Origin of the sequence: Arthrobacter sp. P2b, from assembly GCF_900168295.1 — a bacterium.
Lineage (GTDB): Bacteria > Actinomycetota > Actinomycetes > Actinomycetales > Micrococcaceae > Arthrobacter.
Genome location: NZ_FVZL01000001.1, coordinates 734,785 through 761,646, shown reverse-complemented (window position 1 = coordinate 761,646; position 26,862 = coordinate 734,785). Strand labels below are relative to the sequence as shown.

At 66.3% G+C, this 26,862-nt stretch carries 14 protein-coding genes; 8 read left to right on the top strand and 6 right to left on the bottom strand.

Features of this window, described 5'->3' with window-relative positions:
- Positions 1-18 precede the first annotated feature (18 nt).
- Positions 19-2,541 carry an MMPL family transporter gene (locus tag B5520_RS03380; RefSeq protein WP_079595620.1) on the bottom strand — a complete coding sequence of 841 codons (2,523 nt, stop codon included), beginning with the start codon at positions 2,539-2,541 and terminating at the stop codon, positions 19-21.
- 17 nt (positions 2,542-2,558) lie between these two features.
- Positions 2,559-3,275 (bottom strand): TetR/AcrR family transcriptional regulator, encoded by a 717-nt coding sequence (locus B5520_RS03375; RefSeq protein WP_079595619.1) that lies wholly within the window; start codon positions 3,273-3,275, stop codon positions 2,559-2,561.
- Positions 3,276-3,439: 164 nt separating this feature from the next.
- On the opposite strand from B5520_RS03375, the gene B5520_RS03370 reads away from it, so the two are divergent.
- The gene (locus tag B5520_RS03370; RefSeq protein ID WP_079595618.1) at positions 3,440-3,997 is read left to right on the top strand and encodes a hypothetical protein; all 558 of its coding nucleotides are present in this window, start codon (positions 3,440-3,442) and stop codon (positions 3,995-3,997) included.
- An 87-nt stretch (positions 3,998-4,084) separates the two neighbouring features.
- Here B5520_RS03370 and B5520_RS03365 read toward each other — a convergent pair whose 3' ends face one another.
- The 4 genes from B5520_RS03365 to B5520_RS03350 all read right to left on the bottom strand — a co-directional run bounded on the left by B5520_RS03365 (position 4,085) and on the right by B5520_RS03350 (position 9,425).
- Complete coding sequence (locus B5520_RS03365) at positions 4,085-5,521, bottom strand: dicarboxylate/amino acid:cation symporter (protein ID WP_079595617.1); 1,437 nt, start codon at positions 5,519-5,521, stop codon at positions 4,085-4,087.
- Between the two features lie 272 nt (positions 5,522-5,793).
- Positions 5,794-7,476 (bottom strand): DUF885 domain-containing protein, encoded by a 1,683-nt coding sequence (locus B5520_RS03360; protein WP_079595616.1) that lies wholly within the window; start codon positions 7,474-7,476, stop codon positions 5,794-5,796.
- A 69-nt stretch (positions 7,477-7,545) separates the two neighbouring features.
- Positions 7,546-7,791, bottom strand: a complete 246-nt coding sequence (locus tag B5520_RS03355) for an acyl-CoA carboxylase subunit epsilon (RefSeq protein ID WP_079595615.1) — start codon at positions 7,789-7,791, stop codon at positions 7,546-7,548.
- Positions 7,792-7,841: 50 nt separating this feature from the next.
- Positions 7,842-9,425, bottom strand: a complete 1,584-nt coding sequence (locus tag B5520_RS03350) for an acyl-CoA carboxylase subunit beta (protein ID WP_079595614.1) — start codon at positions 9,423-9,425, stop codon at positions 7,842-7,844.
- Positions 9,426-9,651: 226 nt separating this feature from the next.
- On the opposite strand from B5520_RS03350, the gene B5520_RS03345 reads away from it, so the two are divergent.
- From B5520_RS03345 to B5520_RS03315, 7 genes are all read left to right on the top strand, one after another.
- Positions 9,652-10,539, top strand: a complete 888-nt coding sequence (locus B5520_RS03345; protein ID WP_079595613.1) for an SDR family oxidoreductase — start codon at positions 9,652-9,654, stop codon at positions 10,537-10,539.
- 81 nt (positions 10,540-10,620) lie between these two features.
- Entirely contained in the window at positions 10,621-11,529 is a 909-nt protein-coding gene (locus B5520_RS03340) for a biotin--[acetyl-CoA-carboxylase] ligase (protein ID WP_079595612.1), read from the top strand.
- Positions 11,522-12,121, top strand: a complete 600-nt coding sequence (locus B5520_RS03335; RefSeq protein ID WP_079595611.1) for a PH domain-containing protein — start codon at positions 11,522-11,524, stop codon at positions 12,119-12,121. Before B5520_RS03340 ends, B5520_RS03335 begins: the two co-directional genes overlap by 8 nt.
- On the top strand, positions 12,111-13,235 hold the full coding sequence (locus tag B5520_RS03330) for an adenylate/guanylate cyclase domain-containing protein (RefSeq protein ID WP_079595610.1): 1,125 nt from the start codon (positions 12,111-12,113) through the stop codon (positions 13,233-13,235). Before B5520_RS03335 ends, B5520_RS03330 begins: the two co-directional genes overlap by 11 nt.
- Before the next feature lie 114 nt (positions 13,236-13,349).
- Positions 13,350-19,520 carry an Ig-like domain-containing protein gene (locus B5520_RS03325; protein ID WP_079595609.1) on the top strand — a complete coding sequence of 2,057 codons (6,171 nt, stop codon included), beginning with the start codon at positions 13,350-13,352 and terminating at the stop codon, positions 19,518-19,520.
- A gap of 163 nt (positions 19,521-19,683) precedes the next feature.
- Entirely contained in the window at positions 19,684-25,806 is a 6,123-nt protein-coding gene (locus B5520_RS03320) for an Ig-like domain-containing protein (protein WP_079595608.1), read from the top strand.
- Between the two features lie 43 nt (positions 25,807-25,849).
- The gene (locus B5520_RS03315; RefSeq protein ID WP_079595607.1) at positions 25,850-26,821 is read left to right on the top strand and encodes an AAA family ATPase; all 972 of its coding nucleotides are present in this window, start codon (positions 25,850-25,852) and stop codon (positions 26,819-26,821) included.
- The last annotated feature ends 41 nt before the right edge of the window (positions 26,822-26,862 follow it).

The window sequence follows — 26,862 nt, the reverse complement described above, 5'->3', positions numbered from 1 at the left end:
TAATTGACGGGCGCCGGCCTAGTGGACCAGTGCCCCGGACGTGGGAGCGGATTCTGCGCGGTTGAGCTTGGCGCCCTCAACATCCACGTCCGGCAGGATCCGGTCCAGCCAGCGCGGCAGCCACCAGGACTTTTCGCCCAGCAGGTACATCACGGCCGGGACAATGGTCATGCGCACCACGAAGGCATCGAGCAGCACGCCGAACGCCATCGCGAAGCCCAGCGGCCGGACCATGGTCAGGTGGCTGAAGATGAAGCCGGCGAACACGCTCACCATGATGATCGCGGCGGCCGTCACCACGGCGGCGGCGTGGCGGAAGCCCACCCGGACGGCCTCCTTCGCGGACGAGCCGTGCATGTAGGCCTCACGCATGCCCGAGGCGATGAACACCTGGTAGTCCATGGCCAGGCCGAACAGCACGCCGATCAGGATGATGGGCAGGAAGCTCAGCACAGCGCCGGGGTTCGCGACGTCGAAGACGTTCCCCAGCCAGCCCCACTGGTACACGGCCACCACGGCACCGAACGCGGCGGCGAGGGAGAGCAGGAACCCGCCGGTGGCGAGCAGCGGCACCACGATGGAGCGGAACACGAGCAGCAGCAGGATCAGGGAAAGGCCGACGACGATCGCGAGGTACGGCGGCAGGGCGTCACCAAGTTTCGTGGAGACGTCCACGTTGCCGGCCGTCTGCCCCGTCAGGCCCATGGCAACACCGTATTCAGACTGGATCTCATCATTGAGCCCGCGCAGTTCCGAGACCACGTGGACGGTGCTGGCGCTGGCCGGGCCTTCCTTGGGGATGACCTGGAAAACGGCGGTCCGGCGGTCCTCACTGAGCGCGACGGGAACGGCCGCCACCACGTTGTCCACCGCACGGAGCTTGTCGGCGACGTCGTACTGCAGGGCCTGCGCCCGGGCCTCGTCAAGATTGGCGGGAAATTCGCCCACGGCAACGATGGGCCCGGTAACGCCTTCGCCAAAGCTGCGGGCTGTCAGGTCATAGGCCTGGTAGGCCTCGGACTCCACGGGTTCCGATCCGCCGTCGGGCAATGCAAGCTGCAGTTGGGTGGCTGGCAGGGCCAGGGTGCCCAGCAGCACAATGCCCGCGATCAGCGCCATCACGGGGTGCCGCGTGACCAGGCCGCCCCAGCCGTGCGTGCTGCGCTCGCGGTCCGTGGCCTCGTCCGCTGCCTCGTGGCCGGGCTCGGCGTTGTGCGCTTCGGCTTTCGCCCAGGCCCGCCGGGAGATGATGCGCCTGCCGATCAGGGACAGCATGGCCGGGGTCAGCGTGATGGCCACCAGGACCGCTACCGCCACGGTTCCGGCTGCTGCGACGCCCATGACGGCAAGGAAGGGAAGGCCGGGGACCACCAGCGCCGCCAGGGCGATGATGACGGTGAGGCCGGCGAAGACCACGGCATTGCCTGAGGTGCCGGTGGCACGCGCTACCGACTCCTCCGGATCCATTCCTGCCAGGAGCTGGGTCCGGTGCCGGTTCACGATGAACAGGGAGTAGTCGATTCCCACGGCGAGGCCGAGCATCAGGGCCAGCATGGGGGAGATGGAGCTCATGTCGAAAACGCCGGAGAGGGCGAACGTGATTCCGACGCCCACACCCACGCCGACCACCGCCATCAGCAGCGGGAGCCCGGCGGCGATCAGGGTGCCCAGCATAATGATCAGGACCAGGGCCGCCACAGCGATGCCGATGATCTCGGCGGCACCGAAGAGCTCGGAAATGTCCTCGGTGATTTCCTTGCTGGCCAGCGCCGTGACGCCCGCGGCGGACGTTTCGTGGGCGATGTCCTGGACCTGGTGCCGGACCTCCGGGCTAAGCCCGTTGATGGAGGTGTTGAACTGCACCTGCGCGACTGCCGCGCGGCCGTCTTCGGAAACGAACCGGATGGCCGACGACGCCTCCGCCTGGCGCTTGCCCAGCTCAAGCCTGGCTTTGTTGGCCTCCAGTTCCCGGGCGCCGGCGTCGAGCCTTGCCTGGCCTTCCGCCAGTCCGGCTTTTTGCTGCCCCAACTGTGCCTCGATGAGTGCAGCAGGGGCGCCGGCCGCAACCAGCTGCTGCTCGGCGGCGGCGAGCTGCGCCGCGCCGGCCTCCAGCTCTGCCCGGGAGGCGGCCAGCTGGGCCTCGCCGGCGGCGAGCTGCTGTTCGCCTTCGGTGATGGCCTGCGCTGCCTGGTCCACCTGGGCCTGGGTGGCGAACGGATCCACCGTGCCCCGGACGTCCGGCAGGGTCTCAAGTTTCTTGAGCGCATCGGTGACGGCGGTGCGGCTCTCCTCGGTGAAGCCGCCTTCGGGCGCCTCGAAGACGATCGTTGCGGTGCCGCCGGATGCCGAGGGCAGCTCCTCCTTCAGCTTGTCCGCGATCCGCTGCGTCTCCGTGCCCGGGATCTGGAAGTTATTGGACAAAGTGCCGTGGAAGGCCGCGGCGGAGCCGCCCACGGCCACAAGCGCCGCGAGCCAGAGTGAGATGACCAGCCAGCGCCGGCGGTAGGAGAACTTGCCAAGGCGGTAAAGGAGCAGTGCCATGTGGGGAGCCGATCTGGTCAGGAGGAACGGGAGTCTGTTGGGGTGGCGGATCCAGTGGATACCGGGGAACGTGGCGTGGATTTGAGCTGCGGGCCATTGAAGCCGGCACCCAGCAGCGCCATGGCGTCGATGAGCAGCTGCCGCAGGTCCGCGAGGGATGCCGGTGAGAGGTCTGGTCCGCGGCGGCTGAACCAGACCTCCATTGCGGCCTTGCCGCAGGAGATGACCGACCCGGCCAGGGCATGGATATACAGGTCATCCTGTTCTCCGCGGTTGCCTGCAACGCGCTCGCGGGCCACGGCAAAGACCTGCGCCCTGCAGTGGTCCCACGCTTCAAGTTCGGTATGTGACATGAGCGGACTCTGCTGGGTCAGGGTGAATAGTTCCGCCAGCGGCGCCACGGCCTTGGGGTCGGCGAGGGCCATCAGGGCCGCCTGCGCCGACTCAAGCATGGGTTCATCCGCCGGCCGGAGCCGCAGCTGCTGGATGGCAATGTCGAGGAAGCCGTGGACGATGGATGCCAGTGCGGCATCGGTGCTGCTGAAGTAGTTGAAGAAGGTCCTGCGCGATATCCCTGCGGCCTCGGCGATGTCCTCAGCAGTGAAGTTCCCGGGGCCCTTTGCGCGCAGCAGCCCCAAAGCGGCGTCGGTAATGGCCTGGCGCGTGGCGGCTTTGTTCAGCTCCCGGCGGGAAGGGACCGCGGCAGCTTCGGCTGTTGGAGGGGATGTCGTCACGCTTTTACACTACGTGCAAGTTTGCACTCTGGGCAAGTTTGATTCACAGGAGAATGAAAGGTTCCCGACAGCCTGTCCAGAACCTGCTCCCGGAAGCTTGGAATGCCTCGAAGGAGGCGCACCAACAGCAGCCGTCACCGACGGCGGATCCAGGAGACAAGACAATGTCACGCACAAAGAAAATGACCCTCGGCCTGTCAGCCACCGCGCTGGCCCTTGGCGCCGGAATCGGAGTCGCCGGCATGGCCTCCGCAACCACTACCCCCACTCCCGCCCCGAGTGCCAGTTCCAGCGCCTCGACGGACGGCACCACCACGCCCGGCGGGATGGGAAAGCACGGTGGCCGCGGCGGCGAGCGGGGTGCGGCCCAAGCGTCCGCGCTCGCGGCGAAGCTTGGGGTGGAGGAAGCAAAGGTTACCGAGGCGCTGCAGGCGTTCCGGGAGGCCAACAAGCCCACCACGGCGCCGGCTGACGGCGAAAAGCCGGATGCAGCCACCAGGGACGGCGCACTGGCGAAGTCTCTGGCCGCTGCGCTGGGTATTGAGGAATCCAAGGTCACCGCTGGGCTGGAGGAGCTTCGCAGTGAAAAGCAGGCAGAGAAGGCTGCCGCTTTGAAGACGCGCCTGGACCAGGCCGTCGCGGACGGGAAGCTGACCCAGGCCGAAGCTGATGCCGTCACCAAGGCGGTGGAGAACGGTGTGATCGGCGGAGCCGGGCGCTGATTCTTCCGGGCCGGTAAAGCCGCAGGCACAAAAAAGTCCCCGGGAACCGTCAGGTTCCCGGGGACTTTCTGCAGCCAAGACTGGCGGCTAGGCCTTTACATCCTGCAGTTCGCGGGGTGCGGTGTCAGTGGACGTGCCGTCCGACGGTGCGCCGGCAGCGTCGCTGTCGTCCACGAACGGGGTGCCGTTGCGGGGTGCGTTGTACAGCGACTCGTCCAGGATGCCCTGGCGCTTGGCCACAATCGTGGGGACCAGTGCCTGGCCTGCGACGTTGACCGCGGTGCGGCCCATGTCCAGGATCGGGTCGATGGCCAGCAGCAGTCCGACGCCGGCCAGCGGCAGTCCCAGCGTGGAGAGCGTCAGCGTGAGCATCACGACCGCGCCGGTGGTTCCCGCAGTGGCCGCGGAGCCAAGGACGGAAACCAGGGCGATCAGCAGGTACTGGCTGAAGTCGAGTTGGATGCCGAAGAACTGGGCCACGAAGATGGCGGAGATGGCCGGGTAAATGGCTGCGCAGCCGTCCATCTTGGTGGTGGCGCCCAGCGGCACGGCGAAGGAGGCGTAGGCGCGGGGGACGCCCAGGCTGCGTTCGGTGACGCGCTGCGTGAGCGGCAGCGTGCCAATGGAGGAACGGGAGACGAAGGCCAGCTGGACTGCGGGCCAGACGCCGGAGAAGTACTGCTTGACGGAGAGGCCGTGGGTCCGGACCAGGATGGGGTAGACCGCGAAGATCACCAGGGCGAGTCCAACGTAGATGGCGAAGGTGAACTTGCCCAGCGAGCCGATGGTGTCCCAGCCGTAGACGGCAACCGCGTTGCCGATGAGTCCAACAGTGCCCAGCGGAGCGATGCGGATGATCCACCAGAGCACCTTCTGGATGACGGCGAGGGCAGAGGCGTTGAGATTCAGGAACGGCTCCGCGGCCTTGCCGACCTTAAGGGCGGCGACGCCCACGGCAATGGCGATCACCAGGATCTGCAGGACATTGAAGCTGACCGAGGTGGTTACGGCACCGGACTCAGCCACTGTGGAGCTCGCACCCAGTCCCAGGAAGTTCTTGGGGAACAGTCCGATCAGGAAGGCCCACCAGTCGCCCACCTTGCTGGGCGCTTCGCCTTCGCCGGTGATGCCGGTGTTGGCGCCGGGCTGCAGGAGGACGCCCAGGCCGATGCCGATCAGCACGGCGATCAGCGAGGTGATGGCGAACCAGAGCAGGGTGTTCCACGCCAGCTTCGCGGCGTTGGATACTTGGCGGAGGTTGGAGATGGAGCTGACGACGGCCGTGAAGATCAGGGGAACGACGGCGGTCTGCAGCAGGGACACGTAGCTGGAGCCGATGGTCTGCAGCGTCGCGCCGAGGCCGTTCGGGCTGGCCTTGGTACTGCCGGTGTACTTGGCCAGCAGGCCGAGTCCGAGGCCGACGATGAGGGCGGCGATGATCTGGAAGCCGAACGAGCCGGCCCACTTGGGCAGCTGGAAGCCGGTCTTTCCTGCGGGGGAGGGGGTGCTTGTCTGAGTGCTCACCCGAATACGTTAGGGCCGCCCCGCATATCACGACGAACGAATATTGAGAAATATTACGCGCCCCAAATTCTGATACCTACAGAAGATCCGCGCAAAATCAAGGGTTCCGGCCCGCTTTGTTACTTATTCCTGCCAAGGATGTGGCATATCTCTCCTGGCAGCAAGGCAAAAGGCCCGGCGTGGGTGCCTTCCGGCAGCTTGCTCCCCACCGGCTCCCTAGCCTCGCAAGCTCGGCCAGGGAACCCTGCCGGCGTGGGCCCAACCTGTGCAACTTAGAGCAGGGCCCGCCTCAGGGTATCGAGTCCAACAGAGCCGATGTTCAGTGCCTTGGTGTGGAACTCCTTGAGGTCGAAGCCAGGCCGGGCTTCGAGTTCGGCACGGATCTGTTCCCACAGGCGCTGCCCTACTTTGTAGGAGGGTGCCTGGCCGGGCCAGCCAAGGTAGCGGGTGAACTCGAAGTTGAGCTGTCCTTCGCTGATAGGGAGGTTTTCTTTCAGGAACCCGTAGCCCTTGTCCGGGGTCCAGGTTCCGGAACCCCAGCGTGCCGGAACCGTGAGTTCCAGGTGGACGCCGATATCGAACACCACGCGTGCTGCCCGCATCCGCTGCATGTCCAGCATGCCCATGTGGTCACCGGGGTCGTTCAGGTAGCCCAGTTCCTGCATCAGTTTCTCGGCGTAGAGTGCCCAGCCTTCGCCATGGCCGGAGGTCCAGCACACGTTCCGCCGCCACTTGTTGAGCAGTTCCCGCCGGTAGGTGGCCGTGGCTACCTGGAGGTGGTGGCCCGGGACGCCCTCGTGGTAGACGGTGGTGGTTTCGGCCCAGGTGGTGAAGGTGTCCTCGCCTGCGGGAACGGACCACCACATGCGGCCCGGCCGGCTGAAGTCATCCGACGGTCCCGTGTAGTAGATGCCGCCCTCGTCGGTGGGGGCGATCAGGCATTCCAGCTTCTTCATGACGTCCGGGATGTCGAAATGGACGCCCGCGAGTTCGGACACAGCTTTGTCGGAAAGTTCCTGCATCCATTCCCGCAGCGCCCCAGTCCCCTTCAGCTGCCGGGCCGGATCGTTGTTGAGGATGTCCTTTGCCTCGGCGATGCTGGCGCCGGCTTTGATGGTGGAGGCCACCTTTTCCTGTTCGGCGATGAGGCGGTCCAGTTCTTCCACGCCCCAGGCGTAGGTCTCCTCCAGGTCCACCGTGGCACCGAGGAAGGCGCGGGAGGCGAGGGCGTAGCGGGCGCGTCCGACGGCGTCCTTTTCCGGGGCGGCGGGGAGGAGTTCTGTCCGGAGGAACTCAGCAAGGTCGGTGTAGGCACGGCGGGCGGCGACAGCGCCGGCGTCGAGCTTTTGCCGGACGCCTCGGGACAACGGACCCTCCGGGGTGGCTGCTCCTGCGGCCAGCTTCGCGAAAAAGCCGTCTCCGGCTGCGTACTTCGTGGCCTGCTCGATGACGATGTTGACCTGGCGCGCGGCTGCCACCCGGCCGGAGTCACGGGCCTGCCGGAGGGACTCGATGTAGCCGGCCACGGCACCGGGGACGTTGTGCGCCCTGCCTGCGATGTGTGCCCAGTCCTGTTCGGTGGCCGTGGGCATGAGGTCGAAGATTGCCCGGATGTCCTGGGCGGGGGAGGCGATGTTGTTCAGGTCGGCATACTCCCAGCCGGAGGCATGGATCAGCAGCTGCAGGCCCAGCCGTTCCTGCATCGCGTCCAGGGTGACGGCGTCCACGTCGTCCTCCGGCGCCAGGCCCTCAAGGTCGGTGAGTGCCTTCCGGGCGGCCTCGGCGAACTCTGCGATGCCAGCGGGGGAGAAATCCTGGTACTCGGTTTCGTGTCCCGGCACGCCCAGGGTGGTGGCGAATGACGGGTTCAGCCGGATGAGGGTATCGGTGTACTCGTCAGCGACGGCGTCAATGCGGGTCTTCGGTCGGGCGGCAGGAGCGGTGTCGGTAGTCACCTCCCGAGACTAGCCGCGCTCTGCAGGTTCCGAAAGGAGGCGCGGGCTACGTCTCGGAGGCGGTGGGGATCAGCCCCGGCTGCGCTTCCAGGCGCCGGGGCCGGGTGTGGGAGCGAGCCGCAGCTGCTGCCGGCGCACCCAGTGGCGGACCGTCGGGGTGCTGGCTGGGGCAGGTTCCGAGCCGCCCAGGGACAGTACGACGGCGGTCAGGGCCGCCAGTTCCTCGGCGCTCGGCTGTCCTTTGACAACAGAGAGCAGTGGAGCGGCAGGCGGTTCAGGGGTTTCGACAGGCTCAACATCGCCTGAAGGGCCCACGCCCGCAGGGTTCCCTGGCTGAGCTTGCGAAGGTAGGGGGCGGGCGGGGATCACAGCGGGATGTTTCCGTGCTTCTTGGTGGGGAGGCTGGCCCGCTTGTCGCGGAGTGCGCGCAGCCCCTTGATGATCTGGATCCTCGTGTCCGAGGGTGCGATGACGGCGTCAACGTAGCCCAGCTCGGCCGCCTGGTAGGGGTTGAGGAGTTCCTCTTCGTACTGGCGGATAACCTCGGCGCGCCGGGCCTCGACGTCGCCCCCCGCTTCCGCCACGGCCGCGAGGTCCCGGCGGTACAGGATATTGACGGCGCCCTGGGCGCCCATGACGCCGATCTGTGCCGTTGGCCAGGCCAGGTTCAGGTCGGCACCAAGCTTCTTGGAACCCATCACGATGTAGGCGCCGCCGTAGGCCTTGCGGGTGATCACCGTCAGCTTGGGAACGGTGGCCTCGGCATAGGCGTAGAGGAGTTTCGCTCCGCGGCGGATGATGCCCTGGAACTCCTGGTCCTTGCCGGGCAGGAAACCCGGGACGTCCACGAGGGTGATGATGGGGATGTTGAAGGCGTCGCAGTGGCGGACGAAACGGGCAGCCTTCTCCGAGGCCGCGATGTCCAGCGTGCCGGCGAACTGCAGCGGCTGGTTTGCCACGATGCCCACCGTGTGGCCTTCAACCCGGCCGTAGCCGATCATGACGTTGGGCGCGTACAGAGCCTGCATCTCCAGGAAGTGCCCGTCATCCACGATCTGCTCAACAACGCTGCGCATGTCGTAGGGCTGGTTGGCGGAATCGGGGACCAGCGTGTCCAGGGCGAGGTCGTCGTCGTCGATCTCCAGCTCCTGCTGGTGCTCCTGCACGGGGGCTTCAGAGAGGTTGTTGGAGGGCAGGAAGTCCAGCAGCTCGCGCACGAATTCGATGGCGTCCGCTTCGTCCTGTGCAAGGTAGGTGGATGTGCCGGTGGTGGCATTGTGCTGGCGCGCTCCGCCCAGGGTCTCCATGTCCACGTCCTCGCCTGTGACGGTCTTGATCACGTCGGGACCGGTAATGAACATGTGCGAGGTCTTGTCCACCATCACTACGTAGTCGGTGAGTGCGGGGGAGTAGGCCGCGCCGCCCGCGGAAGGCCCCATGATCAGGGAAATCTGGGGGACCACGCCGGAAGCGTGGACGTTGTTGCGGAAGATGTCCGCGAACATTGCCAGCGATGCGACGCCTTCCTGGATGCGGGCGCCGCCGCCGTCCAGGATTCCCACCACCGGGCAGCCGTTGCGCAGTGCGAATTCCTGGACCTTGACGATCTTTTCCCCGTTGACCTGGCTGAGGGAGCCGCCGTAGACCGAAAAGTCCTGGCTGTAGACAGCCACCAGCCGGCCGTCCACCGTTCCGTAGCCGGATACCAGGCCGTCACCGAGGGGCTTCTTCTTGTCCATGCCGAACGCGGTGGAGCGGTGTACCGCGAGGGCGTCGAATTCCACAAACGAGTCTTCATCCAGCAGGAGGCCAATGCGTTCCCGTGCGGTGTTCTTGCCGCGCGCGTGCTGCTTTTCGATCGCTTCGGGGCCGGAGGGCTGCTCGGCACGGGCCTGGCGGTCACGGAAATCGGCAATCTTTCCCGCGGTCGTGGTCAGATCGTGGCTCATCAAGTGTCTCCGGCTCTGTTGCAGATTGGTTCTGTGGCGCTCTGGTTGCTGGCGGGCTGAGTCATGCCGGAGCTTAAGTAGCTTCCACACAAAGGACGAACCCTGTTGGCAAGTCTAGTGACGGTTTGGGCGCCCGCAGCTGTAGGGAACCTACAATTTTCTGCCGTGCCGCCACCCGCACCCGCTATGTTACTCATGAGTAACTTACTTGGGTTACAGTGATTGCATGACTTCAAGCAATGACGCTTTGCACGCCCCCGGCAGCCCGTACCGGGCCGCAGGTTCGCTGCACCGGAAGACCATCCTTATCTCCGGGGGAAGCCGCGGCATCGGACTGGCCATTGCCCGGCGCGCCGCGCGGGACGGCGCAAACATCGTCCTGATGGCCAAGACGGGGGAGCCGCACCCCAAACTGGCCGGAACTGTCCATACGGCTGCCCGGGAACTTGTGGATGCCGGCGGCCAGGCCCTGCCCCTGGTGGGTGACGTGCGCCGGGACGAGGACGTGGCCCGCGCTGTGGCAGCCGCGGTGGAACACTTTGGCGGCATCGACGCCGTCATTAACAATGCGTCCGCCATTGACCTGTCCCGGACCGACGACGTGGACATGAAAAAGTACGACCTCATGCAGGACATCAACGTGCGCGGCACGTTCCTGCTGTCCAAGCTTGCGCTGCCCGCGCTCCGCGCCTCCGGGCGGGGGCACATCCTCACCCTCTCACCGCCCTTGAACCTCGACCCCTACTGGGCCGGCAAGCACCTTGCCTACACCATGGCCAAGTACGGCATGAGCCTGACCACCCTTGGGCTCGCCGAGGAACTGAAGGCGGACGGGATCAGCGTCAACTCGCTGTGGCCGTGCACCCTGATCGACACGGCGGCCATCCGCAATATGCCCCATGGCGAGGTAATGGTTCAGGCGGCCCGCGGACCGCAGATCATGGCCGATGCCGCCCACGCCATCCTCACCGGCAGCAACCTTGCGTCCGGCGGGGCGGCGACCGGTAATTTCTACACGGATGAGCAGGTCCTGGCGGCAGCAGGAGTGACGGATTTCCGTCCTTACAGCCTGGGCGCGCCCGAGGACGGGCTGGTTCCGGACATCTTCCTGTAAGGCGGCGGGCGGCACACCGCGCGGGGCAATCGGGGGCAGGTCAACTCCGCCGGGGAAGGATTAGCTCGCTAGGATTTAGGCATGGATGACGCACGCACCCCCGGCACCCCTTTGGACCGAGGGGACCTGGACGACCAGCGTTTCCTGGCCGCGACAGGCATTTCCCGGCTCGAGGTGGTGGATTCCACCGGATCCACCAACGCGGACCTCCTCCGCGCCGTCACGGTGGAGCCGCAGGCCTGGCCGGACCTGTCGGTCCTTACCGCCGAGTACCAGACGGCCGCGCGCGGCCGCCTGGACAGGCACTGGGAAGCGCCGCCGCTGAGCTCGGTTTCCGTCTCGGTGGTCCTGCGGCCCGTGAATGCCGAAGGCAGGCCGCTGCCCACCCAGAGCTACTCCTGGCTTTCACTGATTGCTGCCCTGGCGCTGCGCGAAACCCTCCTGGAGACCGCCGGCCTTCCGGCCGAACTCAAATGGCCCAATGACGTCCTGGTGCGCGGCAGGAAGATCGCCGGCATCCTGGCGCAGCTTGGCCCCATGGTGGACGGCACCGTGCCCCCGGTCATCCTGGGCACCGGCCTGAACGTCACGCTGCGCGAAGGCGAACTGCCGGTCCCCACCGCCACCTCCGTGGTGCTGGAGGGTGCGCGCACCGCAGACCGCACCCTGCTGCTGAAAAGCTACCTTTCACGCTTCGCTGTGCTCTACCGCAGCTTCTGCAACGCCGACGGCGATCCGGCGGCGGGAATGGCCGGCGGACCCTCCCTGCACAAACGGGTGGAAGCGGTCATGCTGACACTCGGCAAGCAGGTCCGCGCCCAGCTTCCCGGCGACCACGAAATCATCGGCCACGCCTCCAGGCTTGACGAGTACGGGTCGCTGCTGGTGATGGACCGGGACTCCCGGGAGCACGTGGTGACCGCCGGGGACGTGGTGCACCTGCGCCCCTGGACGTCCCCCGACGACCCCGGCCAAGGCGGTTATGCGTAAAGACCTCGTTCCGGGCGAACAGGTGATTGTCACCACACGCCCGCAGCCGAGGAAGCTGGCAGGAGCTGCACTCGCCTTCATCGTGTCGCCCGCGCTGGCGGCGTACGCTTCGGCCTGGATCATCCGGGGAGAGGCGCGCCGCCATGTACCTTTCCTCACAGCACAATGGACGCCGTGGCTGGTGGCTGCCTGCATTGCCGCGGCTGCCTGGGTCTGGCTCGGCTTCTGCCTGCCCAAGCTGCTGCGCTGGCACGGCACGCGGTACACCCTCACCAGCCAAAGGATGGTGGCCAGATACGGCAGGTTGAAACGGCGGGACCAGCAGGTCAACCTGGCTTCGGTGCGCAACCTCACCGTCCACGAGTCGGTACTGCAACGCCTCCTGCGCTCCGGGAATATATCCTTGGAAACCGGGCACCAGGGCGTGGTGACATTCCAGGACGTGCCCGAGGTTGCCACATTCCGGGATTTCATCCTCGATGCCATCGAGGAATTGCCGGAGGAACGTGATGTCCAGCCGGGCGGCACAACGCACTACCCCGCCGAAGCTTTGCCGTGGGAAATGAGAGAAGGTGGACGGGATGAACGATGAGGACCAGCAGGAACGCGTCGAATCCATCGCGCCCGCACCCGCGGCGGACCCCCACCCTGCCACCGGCACCATGTCCGCCGAGCGGCTGGCCATGAAGGCGCTGGAAAGCCGGCTGCTCGGCGGGGAACGCAAGCTCCGCCGTCGTGAGGTGGCCGCCGGCGCCGGGCTGTCGCTCCTGTCCGCACGCAAGCTGTGGCGTGCCCTCGGCTTCCCCAACTTTGGCGATGAGGATGTCGCCTTTACCGAACGCGACCAGGCGGCCCTTTCCACCGTGGTGGACCTGGTCCGGTCCGGCAAGCTCACGGAGGAAGCAGCGATCTCCGTCACGCGCTCCATCGGCCAGATGACGGACCGCATGGTGGTCTGGCAGATCGAGGCCCTCGTGGAGGACATGGTCCACGAGCAGGGCGTCACGGACGCCGTGGCGCGCAAGCGCCTGGTCAACGAACTGCCCGCCCTGGTTGATGCCCTCGAAGAGGTTCTTGTCTACTCCTGGCGGCGGCAACTCAACGCCGGAGTCCAGCGGCTCGCCGTCCGTGCCGAGGCCGGCCTGCAGGCCAGCGAAGAGGGCCGTGAGGGGGACGAGGATGACGCGCCGCTGCCGCTGGCCCGTGCGGTGGGCTTCGCCGACCTGGTGTCCTACACCAGCCTGTCCCGCCGCATGAACGAAAAGACGCTGGCGCGCCTGGTCCAGCGCTTCGAAAACAAGTGCGCCGAAATCATCTCCGTCGGCGGCGGCCGCCTGGTCAAGACGGTCGGCGACGAAGTCCTTTATATTGCCGAAACTCCGGCTGCCGGCGCCGAGATCTCACTCGCCCTTGCCCAGGCTTTCACGGAGGATGAAATCCTGCCGGAAGCCCGGGTGGCAATGGTATGGGGCAGGATCCTGTCCCGCCTCGGGGACATCTACGGTCCCACCGTGAACCTCGCGGCCCGGCTTACCACCCTTGCTGATCCCGGAACGGTGTTGGTGGACTCGATGACTGCCTCCGCCCTTGAGCAGGATGAGCGCTTCGTTCTGGTGCCCCAGCCGCCGGAAAACGTCCGCGGCTTCGGCGAAATCCGGCCCGTCAGGCTAGCCCGCGGCCTGGGCAAGGGGCTCGTCCTGGATTAGGGCCGCGTTTCCACACAGTTTATCCATTTGTTGGTCTTACGGGCTATATTAGGTGTGCCCGGCCGCCGCACGGCCGGAAGCCGGCGCCGGAAAATACTTGGGGGAAGCTTTTCCATGAAACTTCGCGGACAAAGTCGCGCGCAAAACGCCGTGCCAGCCGCACCGTTCCGCACCTCGTTCCTGCGGTCCCGGCTCCTTACCTCAGCAATTTTCGGGCTCGCGCTCACTGTCCTGGTGGTTGGCGCCATCGTATATCCGGGGTTTAAGACCACTGAGGTGGAGTTGAACGACGGCGGTGTGTGGGTGGTGTCGAAATCCAAGAATGCGGTGGGCCGGCTGAATTATCCGTCGCGTGTCCTTGATGGTGCGGTGACGCCGGCGTCCACGACCTTCGACATTTTGCAGGACGCGGGGGATGTGTTTGTTGATGATGAGTCTGGTTCGACGTTGAACCAGGTGTCGCCGGCGAACATGCGCCTGGGTGGGGATAAGCAGTTGCCGGGGGCTGCTGATGTGAGTTTCGGCTCCGAGGTGATCTCGGTGACGGATGCGGCTTCGGGCAAGGTGTGGGCGGTGTCGCCGTCGACGGTGAATGGTTTTGATGAGGAGGCTTCCGAGCCGGTGCTGGTGGGCTCCGAGGGCACCGTTTCGGCTGTGGGGGAGGATGACCGGATTTACTCGGCGGATCCGGAGTCGGGTGTGGTGACGGTGACCGGTGTTGGTGCCAACGGTGAGGTCACGTCCTCGGAGTCGGAGACGTGGGGCGAGTTGAAGGGCGCGGGCGACCTGCAGATCACGGTGGTGGGGGGCCAGCCGGTGGTTCTTGATGCGGCTGCGGGAAAGTTGTTCCTGCCTGGCGGGAAGCGGCTGCAGCTGGACAACGCCCGGGAGGCGAAGCTGCAGCAGGGCGGTCCGGCCAGCGACTTTGTGGCAGTTTCCACGCAGAAGGCGCTGCTGAAGCAGCCGCTGGATGGCGGCACGGCCAAAACGGTGGCGTTCGACGGCGAGGGTGTCCCGGCTGCGCCGGTGCAGTTGGGCGGGTGTGTGCACGCGGCGTGGTCGGGGGCGAACAAGTACGTCCGTGACTGTGTGGATGATGCTGACGACAAGAACGTGGACGTGCCCAAGGCCAGTGCGTCGCCGTCGTATGTTTTCCGGGTGAACCGGGACCTGGTGGTCCTGAATGATGTGAACTCGGGCAACGTGTGGCTGGTCAACCAGAATATGCAGCTCGTGAACAACTGGGACGACGTCATCCCACCCAAAGAAACGTCGGACGACGCGGACAAGGACTCCGCCGACGAAGTCCAGCAGACCGTCCTGCCCGACCGCACCAAACCCAACAGCCCGCCCTCGGCAAAACCGGATGCCTTTGGTGTCCGGGCCGGCAAGACTACCATCCTGCCCGTGCTGGACAATGATACGGATCCGGACGGCGACATCCTCACCCTGCGACCGCCCGCCGAGGTTAAGTCCGGAACCCTTTCCACCATCTACGGCGACACCGGCTTCCAGGTCGCGGTGCCCGCGGACAAGACCGGAACAGACTCCTTCCAGTACACAGTGGACGACGGGCGCGGACTGTCAGGAACTGCCGACGTGGCACTGCGCATTGTTCCTGCCGGCGAAAATTCAGCGCCGCAGCAGAAACCAAACCGCGAAACCACGCTGGTGCTCCAGCAGGGCAAGGCGCTCACCCAGAACATCCTCCCCAACTGGATTGACCCCGACGGCGACGACCTCTTCGCGGAATCCGTGACCAGCCCGGACCCGCTGGACCAGGTCCGGATCAGGCCCGACGGGCAGCTCACCTTCCAGGACTCGGGAACAGCCCCCGGCCGCAAAGTCCTCACCGTCCGCATTTCCGACGGAAAAGCCACGGCCGAGGGACGGATTGCCGTTGACGTCCGCGCGCCGGGCGCACTGCCGCCCCTGGCCAACGCCGACCACGTCATCGCCGTGGCCGGCGCCGACACCGTGATCGCCCCGCTCAAGAACGACGTTGATCCGCAGGGCGGATCCCTGCGCCTGGCGCAGGCTACAACGGATGAGCAGTCAACAGCCACCATCGGGGCCGACCAGCAGACCTTCACCTTCAACTCCGAGGTGCTGGGGGCACACTACGTCTCCTACCTAGTGACCAACGGGCCGGCGAGCGCCCAGCAGCTGGTCCGCGTCGACGTCGTTCCAGGCAACGATGAGGGCGCACCGGTAGCGGTGCGCGACATCGCCCTGCTTCCCACCGGCGGCAGCGTGCTGGTGGATGTGCTGGGGAACGACTCCGACCCGTCGGGCGGCGTGCTGGTAGTCCAGTCCGTTACCGCGGATTCCGGCCTGCCGGTCAGCGTCTCCGTCCTGGACCATTCGGTGGTCCGCGTGACGGATATCCGTGCCGAAGGCCAGCTGACCATGAAGTACACCATTTCCAATGGCCGCGCGTCCGCAGTGGGCGAGATCGCGGTGCTGCTGGTCCCGGCCCCAGCCAAACTCCAGCCGCCGCAGGCCAAGCCGGACGAGGCCACCGTACGCGCCGGGGACGTGGTGACCATCCCGGTCCTGGGTAATGACACTGACCCCAACGGCGGGAAACTGGCACTGGTTCCCGAACTTGCCCAGGAGCCCGATGCCGCGGACGGGCGGATGTTCGTATCCGGGGACACGCTGCGGTTCATTGCCGGCGAGACCCCCAAAACCGTCTACGCCATCTATAAGGTGCGGAATGACACCGGCCAGGTGGACTCCCAGCAGGTCACCATCCGGATCCAGGCCCGCGACGACGAACGCAACTCCCGCCCCGAGCCGCGGAACCTGACGGCCCGGGTTGTCTCCGGGATGACCGTGAAGATCCCGGTACCGCTGGACGGGATAGACGCGAACGGCGACTCCGTTCAGCTGATCGGCATCGACAAGGCCGCCGCGATGGGTACGGCCACCGTCAAGGACGGCTACCTCGAATTCACCGCCGCCGGTGACGCCGCAGGCACCGATACCTTCACCTACCGGGTCCGCGACCGCATCGGAGCCGAAAACACGGGAACCGTGATTGTGGGCATCGCCCCGCCGGAAGCCAACAACCAGAACCCCATCGCCGTGGAAGACTCCATCGATGTCCGGCCCGGGCGCAAAGTTGCGGTGGACGCGCTGGCCAACGACTCCGACCCCGACGGCGACCCCATCGCCCTGCTCGCCGGCTCGTTCGAGGCACTGCCCGAGCTCCAGGCGGAAGCCACCGAGGACTCCAAGGTACTCTTCACAGCCCCGTCGATTGCCGGCAACGCCGGCATCGGCTACCAAATCCAGGATGACAAGAAGGCAGGGGCCGGGGCTGCCATCCGGATCCGGATCAGTCCCGACGCCGAGCTCAAGCGCCCGGCCGCAAAGGATGACAGGGTTACGCCCTCGGAAACCCTCGGCAAGGCCGCTGTCGACGTCCCGGTCCTCAAGAACGACTCCGATGCCGACGGCGTCGCCGCGGACCTGAAGATCAGCCTCCCCGACGGCAACCCGAACGCGCGGGACGGGGGCTCCGGCAACGTAGTGGTGACCCTCACGCCGGAGGACCAGCTGATTCCCTATACCGTCACGGATGTTGACGGCCTGAGTTCGACCGCCGTTATGTGGATCCCCGGACAGGGAGCCCAATACCCCAGCCTGTCGAGGACCGACATCGTCGAAGTGATGGCCGGCAAGGACGTCACCCTCGAACTCAGCGACTACGTCCGGGTGCGCGACGGGAAGCGGCCGCGCATCACCGTGGCAGACTCCGTCAAGGTCCAGGGCGCCTCGCCGGAAAACGTCATTGCCGGAGACGGGACCGCGCTCCGCTACGCCGCCAAGGCCGACTACGTGGGCCCGGGGTCCCTGACCTTCGAAGTCACGGACGGCAACGGTCCGGACGATCCCCAGGGCCTGAAGTCCACCCTTGTCATCATGACCAGGGTGATACCGGATCCCAACGCCAACCACCCGCCCACCTTCAGCGGTGCTGCACTGGACGTACCCAAGGCCGAATCAGCACGGCTGGACTTGGGGCCGCTCGCTGAGGATGTTGATCAACAGGACAAGGGCAACCTGAAGTTCGAGCTCGACGGCGGTCTTCCCGCCGGATTCTCGGCCTCCGTGAACGGTTCCATCCTCGAAGTCAGGGCCGAAACGTCGGTAGCGGCCGGGTTTACCGGAAACATCCCCGTCCGGGTCACCGACGGCAGGTCTCCGGCGGTGAAAGCAAACATCTCTGCACGGCACGTGGCCTCCAACAGGCCCATGCCCGTGGCCAACGACGACGTCGTCGAAAAAGCGAACGCGGGAAAGACGGAAACCGTCAACGTCCTGGGCAACGACGGAAACCCGTTCGACGATGCACCGCTGAAGATTGTTGCCGCGGGAGTGGAAACGGGATCTGCGGCGGGACAACCAACATTTGACGGGGACTCCGTCACGGTGACCCCGGCACCGGGCTTCAAGGGCGTGATGGTGGTCCGCTACATGGTGGTGGACAAGACCGGCGACGTTTCACGGCAGGCCACCGGCCGCCTGCGGCTGACCGTCCGCGACGTGCCTGACGCGCCCTCTGCCCCCTCCGCCACGGATGTCCGCAGCCGGACAGCCGTCCTCAAGTGGGCGCCGCCGTCGGACAATGGCGCCGCCATCACCGGCTACCGCGTGGAATCCAACAACGGCTTTTCGCAGGCGTGCCCCACCACCACGTGCACCCTCTCCGGGCTGACCAACGACGTCAAATACGTCTTCACCGTCATCGCCGAGAACGAAGTGGGCAAATCCCGGCCATCGGCAGCCTCGAACGAGATCCGGCCGGATGAAAAGCCCTCCCCGCCGGACGCGCCGTCGGTCAAAGCCGGCGACAGGAACATGGTCATCAACTGGCCTGCCGCCAAGACGGAGGGCTCCGCGGTCAAGCACTACAACCTGGAGATCTCGCCACCGCCTTCCAACGGCATCGCCGTCAAGAATGAGGTGGCCGGCCTGAACTACACGTGGACCGGCCTCACGAACGGCGTCAAATACCGGGTCCGCGCGCAGGCCGTCAACGAACTTGGCCCCTCCGAATGGAGCATCTACTCCGTAGAGGACAACCCTGCCGGTGTCCCGGCCGCCCCCGCTGCACCCACCACGGCTGTGGCCGCCGCAGTGGGCAGCGAAAACCAGATCAGGGTGGACTGGGCCGAACCTGACACCAACGGCGATCCCATCCGGAACTACTACGTCACCATGAACGGCGGGGGCACAGCCCCACAGACCCAGGTGGTGGCCGGGACAGTCCGCACTGCCGTGTTCCGGGCACAGAACTCCGAGACGGCCTACACCTTCACCGTCCAGGCCGAAAACAAAGCCGGCAAGGGAACCGCCAGCCCCTCCTCCGCGCCCCGGCGCGCGACCGGAAAACTCGCCCAGGTCACCGGCGTCAGCGCCACGCCGGCCAATACGAACGGTGCCGGCCGCCAGGTCACCATCCAGTTCAACCGGCTCACGGACGCCCAGCGCAACGGTTCCCGTGCAGAGGAAGTCAGCTACCGCTACTCGGCGGGAGGACAAAGCGGGCCCATCAGCCCCGGCGAATCCGTGGGTGGATTCACCAACGGCCAGGACATCGCCGTTACCGTCACCGCGGTCTCCACCGTGGCGCCGAGCTCTGACGCCAGTGCACCCGCCAGGGTCACGCCGTACGGCTCACCGGGCACGCCCTCCGCCAGCGGCACCAACGGACAGCTCAATGACCAGACCGTAACCCTGAGCTGGTCATCGCCCTCCACGTCCACCAATGACGTTGCGGAAACCCGGATCCTCATCAGTGGAGGCGGCTGGGAGAGTGTTGCCCCCTCCGGCAGCAGGACGATCAACACAGGTGGCTGGGAACAGCAGCGCACCATCACCGTGCAGACGTTCAACTCCCTGGGCACCGGCAGCGCCCAGGTCAGCGCCACCGCCACCTCCGGCAAGCGCGGCGAATGGACCACCCGGCTGAGTTCCGCAGACCCGGCTTTTGTACGGTCCTGCACCTACACCCTGGGCGGGGCGAACTACCGGCCGGCACCCTACTATGACTGCGACGGCATCAACGCGCACCGGCCGCCGTGGCTGTACGTCGCCGACAACCACACTCTCGTGGTCCGCTGCTACATCATTCAGAGCGACCACTGGACCCCCAACCCGATTCGCGCCTGGTACCGGATCGAGGCAGGCTCTGCGAGCAACGTGGGCCGCTACGTTGTGGCTGGTTCCACCACCTTGGGCGAGCCGGGAAATGCCGGGGTGCCGCCGTGCTGACAGCCTGGCAGAGAGATGCAGCAGGCCGGACCCGGGGGGAGACCTCCCCATCGCGGGCTTACTGCCTCTTGGGTAGGCTTGCCCGGGGAACGGAGAGTCCAATACCGGGTACTCCGATGTGCCGGCCTGGGGGCCACCGCCAAACCTTGAGGGAAAAATCGCTGTGACAAGTCTGCTGGGGAAACTTGGATTGAAACGGCGCCACAACAAGATCGTCACCGGCACTGCCTTTGGTGCCGCAGTGGCTGTTGTGGTGACCGGGGCAGTGCTCTATCCGGGGTTTAAGACCACTGAGGTGGAGTTGAACGACGGCGGTGTGTGGGTGGTGTCGAAGTCCAAGAATGCGGTGGGGCGGCTGAATTATCCGTCGCGTGTCCTTGATGGTGCGGTGACGCCGGCGTCCACGACCTTCGACATTTTGCAGGACGCGGGGGATGTGTTTGTTGATGATGAGTCTGGTTCGACGTTGAATCAGGTGTCGCCGGCGAACATGCGCCTGGGTGGGGATAAGCAGTTGCCGGGGGCTGCTGATGTGAGTTTCGGCTCCGAGGTGATCTCGGTGACGGATGCGGCTTCGGGCAAGGTGTGGGCGGTGTCGCCGTCGACGGTGAATGGTTTTGATGAGGAGGCTTCCGAGCCGGTGCTGGTGGGCTCCGAGGGCACCGTTTCGGCTGTGGGGGAGGATGACCGGATTTACTCGGCGGATCCGGAGTCGGGTGTGGTGACGGTGACCGGTGTTGGTGCCAACGGTGAGGTCACGTCCTCGGAGTCGGAGACGTGGGGCGAGTTGAAGGGCGCGGGTGACCTGCAGATCACGGTGGTGGGGGACCAGCCGGTGGTCCTTGATGCGGCTGCGGGGGAGTTGTTCCTGCCTGGCGGGAAGCGGCTGCAGCTGGACAACGCCCGCGAGGCGAAGCTGCAGCAGGGCGGTCCCGCCAGCGACTTTGTGGCAGTTTCCACGCAGAAGGCGCTGCTGAAGCAGCCGCTGGATGGCGGCACGGCCAAAACGGTGGCGTTCGACGGCGAGGGTGTCCCGGCTGCGCCGGTGCAGTTGGGCGGGTGTGTGCACGCGGCGTGGTCGGGGGCGAACAAGTACGTCCGGGACTGTACGAACGATGCTGACGATAAGAACGTGGACGTGCCCAAGGCCAGTGCGTCGCCGTCGTATGTTTTCCGGGTGAACCGGGACCTGGTGGTCCTGAATGATGTGAACTCGGGCAATGTGTGGCTGGTCAACCAGAACATGCAGCTCGTCAACAACTGGGACGACGTCATCCCGCCCAAGAACGAATCCGACGAGCAGGACCAGGAATCGGCGGACAACAACACCATCAACGTCCTGCCGGACCGCACCAAACCCAACCGTCCGCCGGAAACCAAGCCCGACGCCGTCGGCGTCCGCCCCGGACGGACCACCGTCCTCAGCGTCCTGGACAACGATTCCGATCCCGACGGCGACGTCCTCACCGCCGCCCTGGCGGATACGGGCCCGAAATCCGGCACCCTGGAGAACATCTACGGCGGCACGGCCTTCCAGGTCTCCGTCCCGGCAGATGCGAAACCGGGCACGGAGACGTTCAACTACAACGCCTCGGACGGCCGCGGCCTCTCGGCCGGCGGCCAGGTCACGCTCAGCGTGGTGGGCCCTGACGAGAACAAGCCGCCACAGTTCAAGCGCGGCGATGACACCACCATGCTGGTGGAGCAGGGCAAGACCGTCAGCCAGAACATCCTCACGGACTGGATCGACCCCGACGGCGACGACCTGGTCCTCCTCGACGCCAAGGCAGACAACGACCAGGACCAGGTGAAAGTCCGCCGCGACGGGCTCCTGACGTTCCAGGACTCGGGCGCCACGGCCGGCAAGAAGAACGTCGAGGTGACCATCTGGGACGGCCGCGCCACCGTGACCGGGGAAGTCGTGGTCAACGTCCAGCCGCCGGGAGCCTTAGCGCCGGTGGTCAATGCGGACCACGTCACGGCCGTGGTGGGCCAGGACCTGGTCATTTCCCCGCTGAAGAACGACGTGGACCCCAACGGCGGCGCCCTCCGGCTCGCCCAAGTGGAAGCAAACGGCCCGGCCGAACTCGGCCCGGTCACCGACGGCGGCACGTTCACCTTCCGCAGCACCACCCCCGGCCCCGTGTACCTGACCTATATCGCCAGCAACGGCCCGCAGAGCAGCCAGGGCCTGATCCGCGTTGACGTCGAATCCGGGGATGAGACCGGCAACCCCGTCGCCGTCCACGACGTGGCGCTGATGCCCACCGGCGGAAGCGTGCTGCTGGACCCCCTCGCCAACGACTCCGATCCGTCAGGCGGGGTCCTGGTACTCCAGTCCGTCAGGCTGCCCGAAAACTCCACCGCATCTGTCAGCGTGATCAACCACAGCGTCCTGCGCATCACGGACATCCTGGGGACGAAGGACCCCATCCTGTTCGAATACACCATGTCCAACGGCAGGAAATCGGCCACGGGCAGCGTCTCGGTTGTGCCGGTCCCCGCCCCCGCCGTGGTGGAGGCTCCCCAGCCGAAACCGGACGAGGTCAACGTCCGCGTGAACGACGTCGTGACCATCCCGGTGCTCGACAATGACACCCACCCGCAGGGCCAGCAACTCACCGTGGATCCGGTCCTGCCGCAGGGCGTGGACCCGGTGGACGGCAAGAGCTTCGTCTCGGAAAACACGCTGCGGTTCATTGCCGGCAGCCAGCCCAAAACGGTGCGTGCCATCTATAACGCCGTGGATCCGCAGGGCCAGAAGAGCGCCGCCGCGGTGACCATCCATATCCTTCCGCTCGAAGGTGCCGAAAACTCGCGTCCGCAGCCGCGCAACCTCACCGCACGCGTGGTGGCCGGCGGCACGGTCCGGATCCCCGTTCCCCTGGACGGCATCGATCCGGACGGCGACTCGGTCCAGCTCACCGGCATCGACAGCACCCCGGCGATGGGAACGGCCGCCGTCGGCAGCAACTTCATCGACTTCACGGCAGCCGGGGACGGCGCCGGAACAGACACCTTCCGCTACAAAGTGGTGGACCGCCAGGGGGCTGTCAACACCGGAACGGTGACTGTGGGCATCGCGCCGCGCGGCGAGACCAACCAGAAACCCACCCCCGTGGATGACGAGGTGCGGGTCCGCCCGGGCCGGCAGATCGCCGTCGACGCCACCGGCAACGACACGGACCCGGACGGCGACCTCCTCCGCATCCTGACGGACGGCATCGAAGCCGATCCCGCACTGCAGGCCACCGTCAGCAAGGCCAGCGGCAGGATCATCCTGCTGGCGCCGGGCGAAGCCGGAACCGTCAACGTCCGGTATACCATCGCCGACGACAGGGATGCTTCCGCCCAGGCTGCCATCGGTGTCGTGGTCGACAATGAGGTGCCCCTCAAGGCGCCGATCGCCCGTGACGACAGGGTCACGTCCGCGCAGACCATGGGGAAATCCGCCGTGGACGTCCCCGTCCTGAAGAACGACGAGGATCCCGACGGCGTGGGGGAGAACCTGAAGATCAGCACAGAGGCCGCCACGGCCCGGCCCGGCGCAGAGGGCACCGTGATCGTGGACCTCACCGAACAACCACAGCTCATCCCGTACACGGTGGAGGACGTGGACGGCCAGCAGTCGACGGCGGTCATCTGGGTTCCGGGCCTGGGCCAGCAGCTTCCCACCCTGGCGAAGGACGAGGTCATCGAGGTCGTCGCCGGCCAGTCCGTCGAGGTGGACCTGGACGAATGGGTTAAGGTGCGCGAGGGCCGTTCGCCCCGCCTGACGCAGACGGACCGGATCAAGCTGATCGGCTCCGACGGAAGCGATCCTGTCACCGGCGACGGCGACGGTTTGAAATACACCGCCGGCACTGACTACGTCGGGCCCGGTTCGCTCACCTTCGAGGTGACGGACGGAACCGGCCCGGACGATCCGGCCGGCCTGAAATCCACCCTCAGCATCCGCACGAAGGTGCTGCCCGATCCCAACAGGAACAACCCGCCCGAGCTCCTCGGTGCCAGTGTTGATGTGCCCAAGGGCGACTCCGCCAGCATCGACCTGGGCAAGCTGACCTCGGATCCTGACCGGGACGACGTCGAAAAGATGAAGTATGAGCTGGTGGGCGGCTCACCGGCCGGTTTCAACGCCGCCATCGACGGCAAGGCCCTGAAGGTTTCCGCAGCTGACTCCACCGGCACCGGAACCACGGGTGCCGTCCAGGTCAAGGCCAGGGACCCGCGCGGGCTCGAGGCAGTGGCCACGTACCAGCTGTCAGTTACGGCGTCCAACCGGCCGAAACCGGTGGCCAATGATGATGTCCAGGACAACGTTGCCGCCGGCAAGCCCGTGACGGTCAATGTCCTGGCCAACGACGCCAACCCCTTCCCGGAAACGCCGCTGAAGATCATCGCGGCCGGGGCGGAAACCGGCAGCGGCAACGTTGACGTCAACGGTGACGCCGTGACGGTCACCCCGGCGCCGGGCTTCACCGGAACCATGGTGGTGTCCTACACGGTGGCCGACAAGACAGGGGACTCCTCCCGGCAGGCGACGGCCCGGATCCGGCTCACCGTCAAGGACAAGCCGCAGGCGCCCGCCACCCCGCAGGCGCAAAGCGTGGGGGACCGGACAGCACTCCTGAACTGGACGGCGCCGGCGGACCGGGGCTCCCCGATCACCAAGTACACGGTGTACGGCGAGGGCGGGTTCCAGCAGGACTGCCCCGCCAACACCTGCACCCTCAACGGACTGGTCAACAACACCAAGTACCACTTCCAGGTCACTGCCACCAACGAGTTCGGCGAGTCCGAGCGGTCCCCGGCCTCGGCTGAGGTCCGTCCCGACGTCAAGCCCGACACCCCGCTGGCGCCCTCGCTGAAGTTCGGCGACAAGGAGCTGTCCATCACCTGGACCGCCCCGGCCAGCAAGGGTTCCCCGGTGAAGTCCTACGACCTGGAGATCTCGCCGCCGCCGGCAGGGCAGAACGCTCAGATCCAGAACCTGACGGCTGTCAGCTACGTCTGGAAGGGCCTGCAGAACGGCGTCTCCTACAAGGTCCGGGTCCTGGCCCGCAACGATGCCAAGGAACCGTCCGAGTGGAGCCCGTACTCGGCTGCCGAAGTGCCGGCCGGCGTCCCCGCAACCCCGGCGGCGCCGACCGCTGCCCAGGCATCCTCGGTTGGCAGCCAGAGCCAGATGAAGGTGACCTGGACGGCGCCGAACAACAACGGCGACGCCGTGTCCGCGTACACCCTGACCACGCTTCGTGGCGGTACTGTGGTCAACACCCAACAGGTGGCGGGTACGTCCCAGAACGTGACGGTGGACAACTCGGAAACCAACTACACGTTCACGGTTTCCGCCACCAACAAGGCGGGCACCAGTGCAACCAGCGCGCAGTCGGCGGCAATCCGCGCCGTGGGCAAGCCAGGAACCGTGGCTGCCCCCACGGCAGCCCTGGTGGACACCGACGGCAACGGCGGCAAGATCGACGTCCGCTTCACCGTGTTGACGGAAGCGCAGAGGAACGGGTCCGCCCCGGCCGAAATTACCTACCAGTACAGGCTCACGTCGGGAGGCGGCTCCGGAACCATCCCGGCCGGAGGAGGCGTGGTGGCAGCTCCCAACGGCACTAACACTGCAGTTGTGGTGTGGGCCGTGTCGTCCCGCAGTACCGTTGCCGGCGATGCCAGCGCCCCGTCCAACTCCGTCAACCCGTACGGCCTGGCGCATGCTCCCGTGGTGACAGGGGCCAGCAAGCCCCAGGGGGAACGGTCGGTTTCCTGGACCTGGACCCAGCCCAGCGGCAATGGCCGGCCCGTGACCGGCTACCAGTACAGCCTCGACGGCGGTGCCTGGACGAATACCGATGCGCGATCCTTCTCCACGGGTGCCGGCTACAGCGAAACCCATACCCTCCGGGTGCGGGCCATCAGCGCCGGTCAGCCGGGCCGGATCGGCAGCGACACCTCACGCAGCGGATCGGCGCCACCTCCGCCGCAACCCACCTCGTGGACCATCAGCGCCACACCGGTCCGCAGCTGCACCGAGCCCGGTTACGGCGTGGACAGCTTCCGCGCCGGCAACCCGTCCAGCTGCGTCAGCCCCGGCAAGTGGCTGCCCGAAAACACCCCGTCCGAGTCGGATTTTTATGTGGTCTGGTACAAGACCTCGGAGAACCCATCCGGCATCTGGTACCACCTGACCAGCGGTCCCGCCGCCGGCAACTACGTCCGTCACGACACCACCAACAGGGACGGCCAAGGCCCGCCCGCCGGCATGCCGCAGCGCTAGCCCGTTACCGCTTTCCCCCTACCCATCAAGCAAAGGATTGACCATGACCATGACCACCGAGCAGGCCGCCTGGTTTGCCGACACGTTCGAGAAACTCGTTGCCAATGTGGGCCAGGCCGTCCTGGGCAAGGAACACGTCATCCGGCTGACGTTCACGGCCATGCTCGCCGAGGGCCACGTGCTGTTCGAAGACGCGCCGGGAACAGGCAAGACGTCCCTGGCCCGGGCCCTCGCCGCCACGGTGCAGGGCTCGAACAACCGCATCCAGTTCACCCCGGACCTGCTGCCCTCGGACGTCACCGGCGTCACCATCTACGACCAGAAAACGCAGAAGTTCGAGTTCCACAAAGGCCCGATCTTCAACAACATCGTCCTCGCCGACGAAATCAACCGTGCCTCGCCCAAGACCCAGTCCGCGCTGCTCGAGGTGATGGAGGAATCCCGCGTCACCGTGGACGGCGTCACCTACGAGGCAGGGCGGCCGTTTATGGTGATGGCAACCCAAAACCCCATTGAACAGGCCGGCACCTATCGGCTTCCCGAAGCACAGCTGGACCGCTTCCTGATCAAGACCTCCATCGGCTACCCGGACCACGCCTCCACCGTGCGCCTCCTGGGCGGGTCCAACCTCAAGGACCGTTCCAAGGAACTGTCGGCCGTCATCACCACCCAGGCCGTCGCTGACATGGCCGACCTCGCCGCCACGGTGCATGTGGACACGGCCGTCCTGGAATACATTTCCCGGTTGTGTGAAGAAACCCGCAACGCCCCCGAGACCCGCCTCGGCGTCTCGGTCCGCGGCGCGCTGGCGATGGTGCGTGCCGCCAAGGTCTGGGCCGCCTCGCAGGGACGGAACTTCGTCCTCCCGGACGACATCAAGGAACTGGCTGCCGTGGTGTGGACGCACCGTTTTGTGATGGACCCCGAAGCGGAATTCTCCGGAGCAACAGCCGGGGCTGTGCTGACCCGTATCCTCGCGGACGTCGCCGCTCCGCAGCAGCGCACCAACGTCTGACCGCCGCCACCCCCGCGAAAAATAATCCAGCGCAACATAAC

Coding starts and splice junctions, on each gene's coding strand:
- B5520_RS03380 (WP_079595620.1), bottom strand. CDS start 2,541: ATGGCACTGCTCCTTTACCGCCTTGGCAAGTTCTCCTACCGCCGGCGC.
- B5520_RS03370 (WP_079595618.1), top strand. CDS start 3,440: ATGTCACGCACAAAGAAAATGACCCTCGGCCTGTCAGCCACCGCGCTG.
- B5520_RS03350 (WP_079595614.1), bottom strand. CDS start 9,425: ATGAGCCACGATCTGACCACGACCGCGGGAAAGATTGCCGATTTCCGT.
- B5520_RS03345 (WP_079595613.1), top strand. CDS start 9,652: ATGACTTCAAGCAATGACGCTTTGCACGCCCCCGGCAGCCCGTACCGG.
- B5520_RS03340 (WP_079595612.1), top strand. CDS start 10,621: ATGGATGACGCACGCACCCCCGGCACCCCTTTGGACCGAGGGGACCTG.
- B5520_RS03335 (WP_079595611.1), top strand. CDS start 11,522: ATGCGTAAAGACCTCGTTCCGGGCGAACAGGTGATTGTCACCACACGC.
- B5520_RS03330 (WP_079595610.1), top strand. CDS start 12,111: ATGAACGATGAGGACCAGCAGGAACGCGTCGAATCCATCGCGCCCGCA.
- B5520_RS03325 (WP_079595609.1), top strand. CDS start 13,350: ATGAAACTTCGCGGACAAAGTCGCGCGCAAAACGCCGTGCCAGCCGCA.
- B5520_RS03315 (WP_079595607.1), top strand. CDS start 25,850: ATGACCATGACCACCGAGCAGGCCGCCTGGTTTGCCGACACGTTCGAG.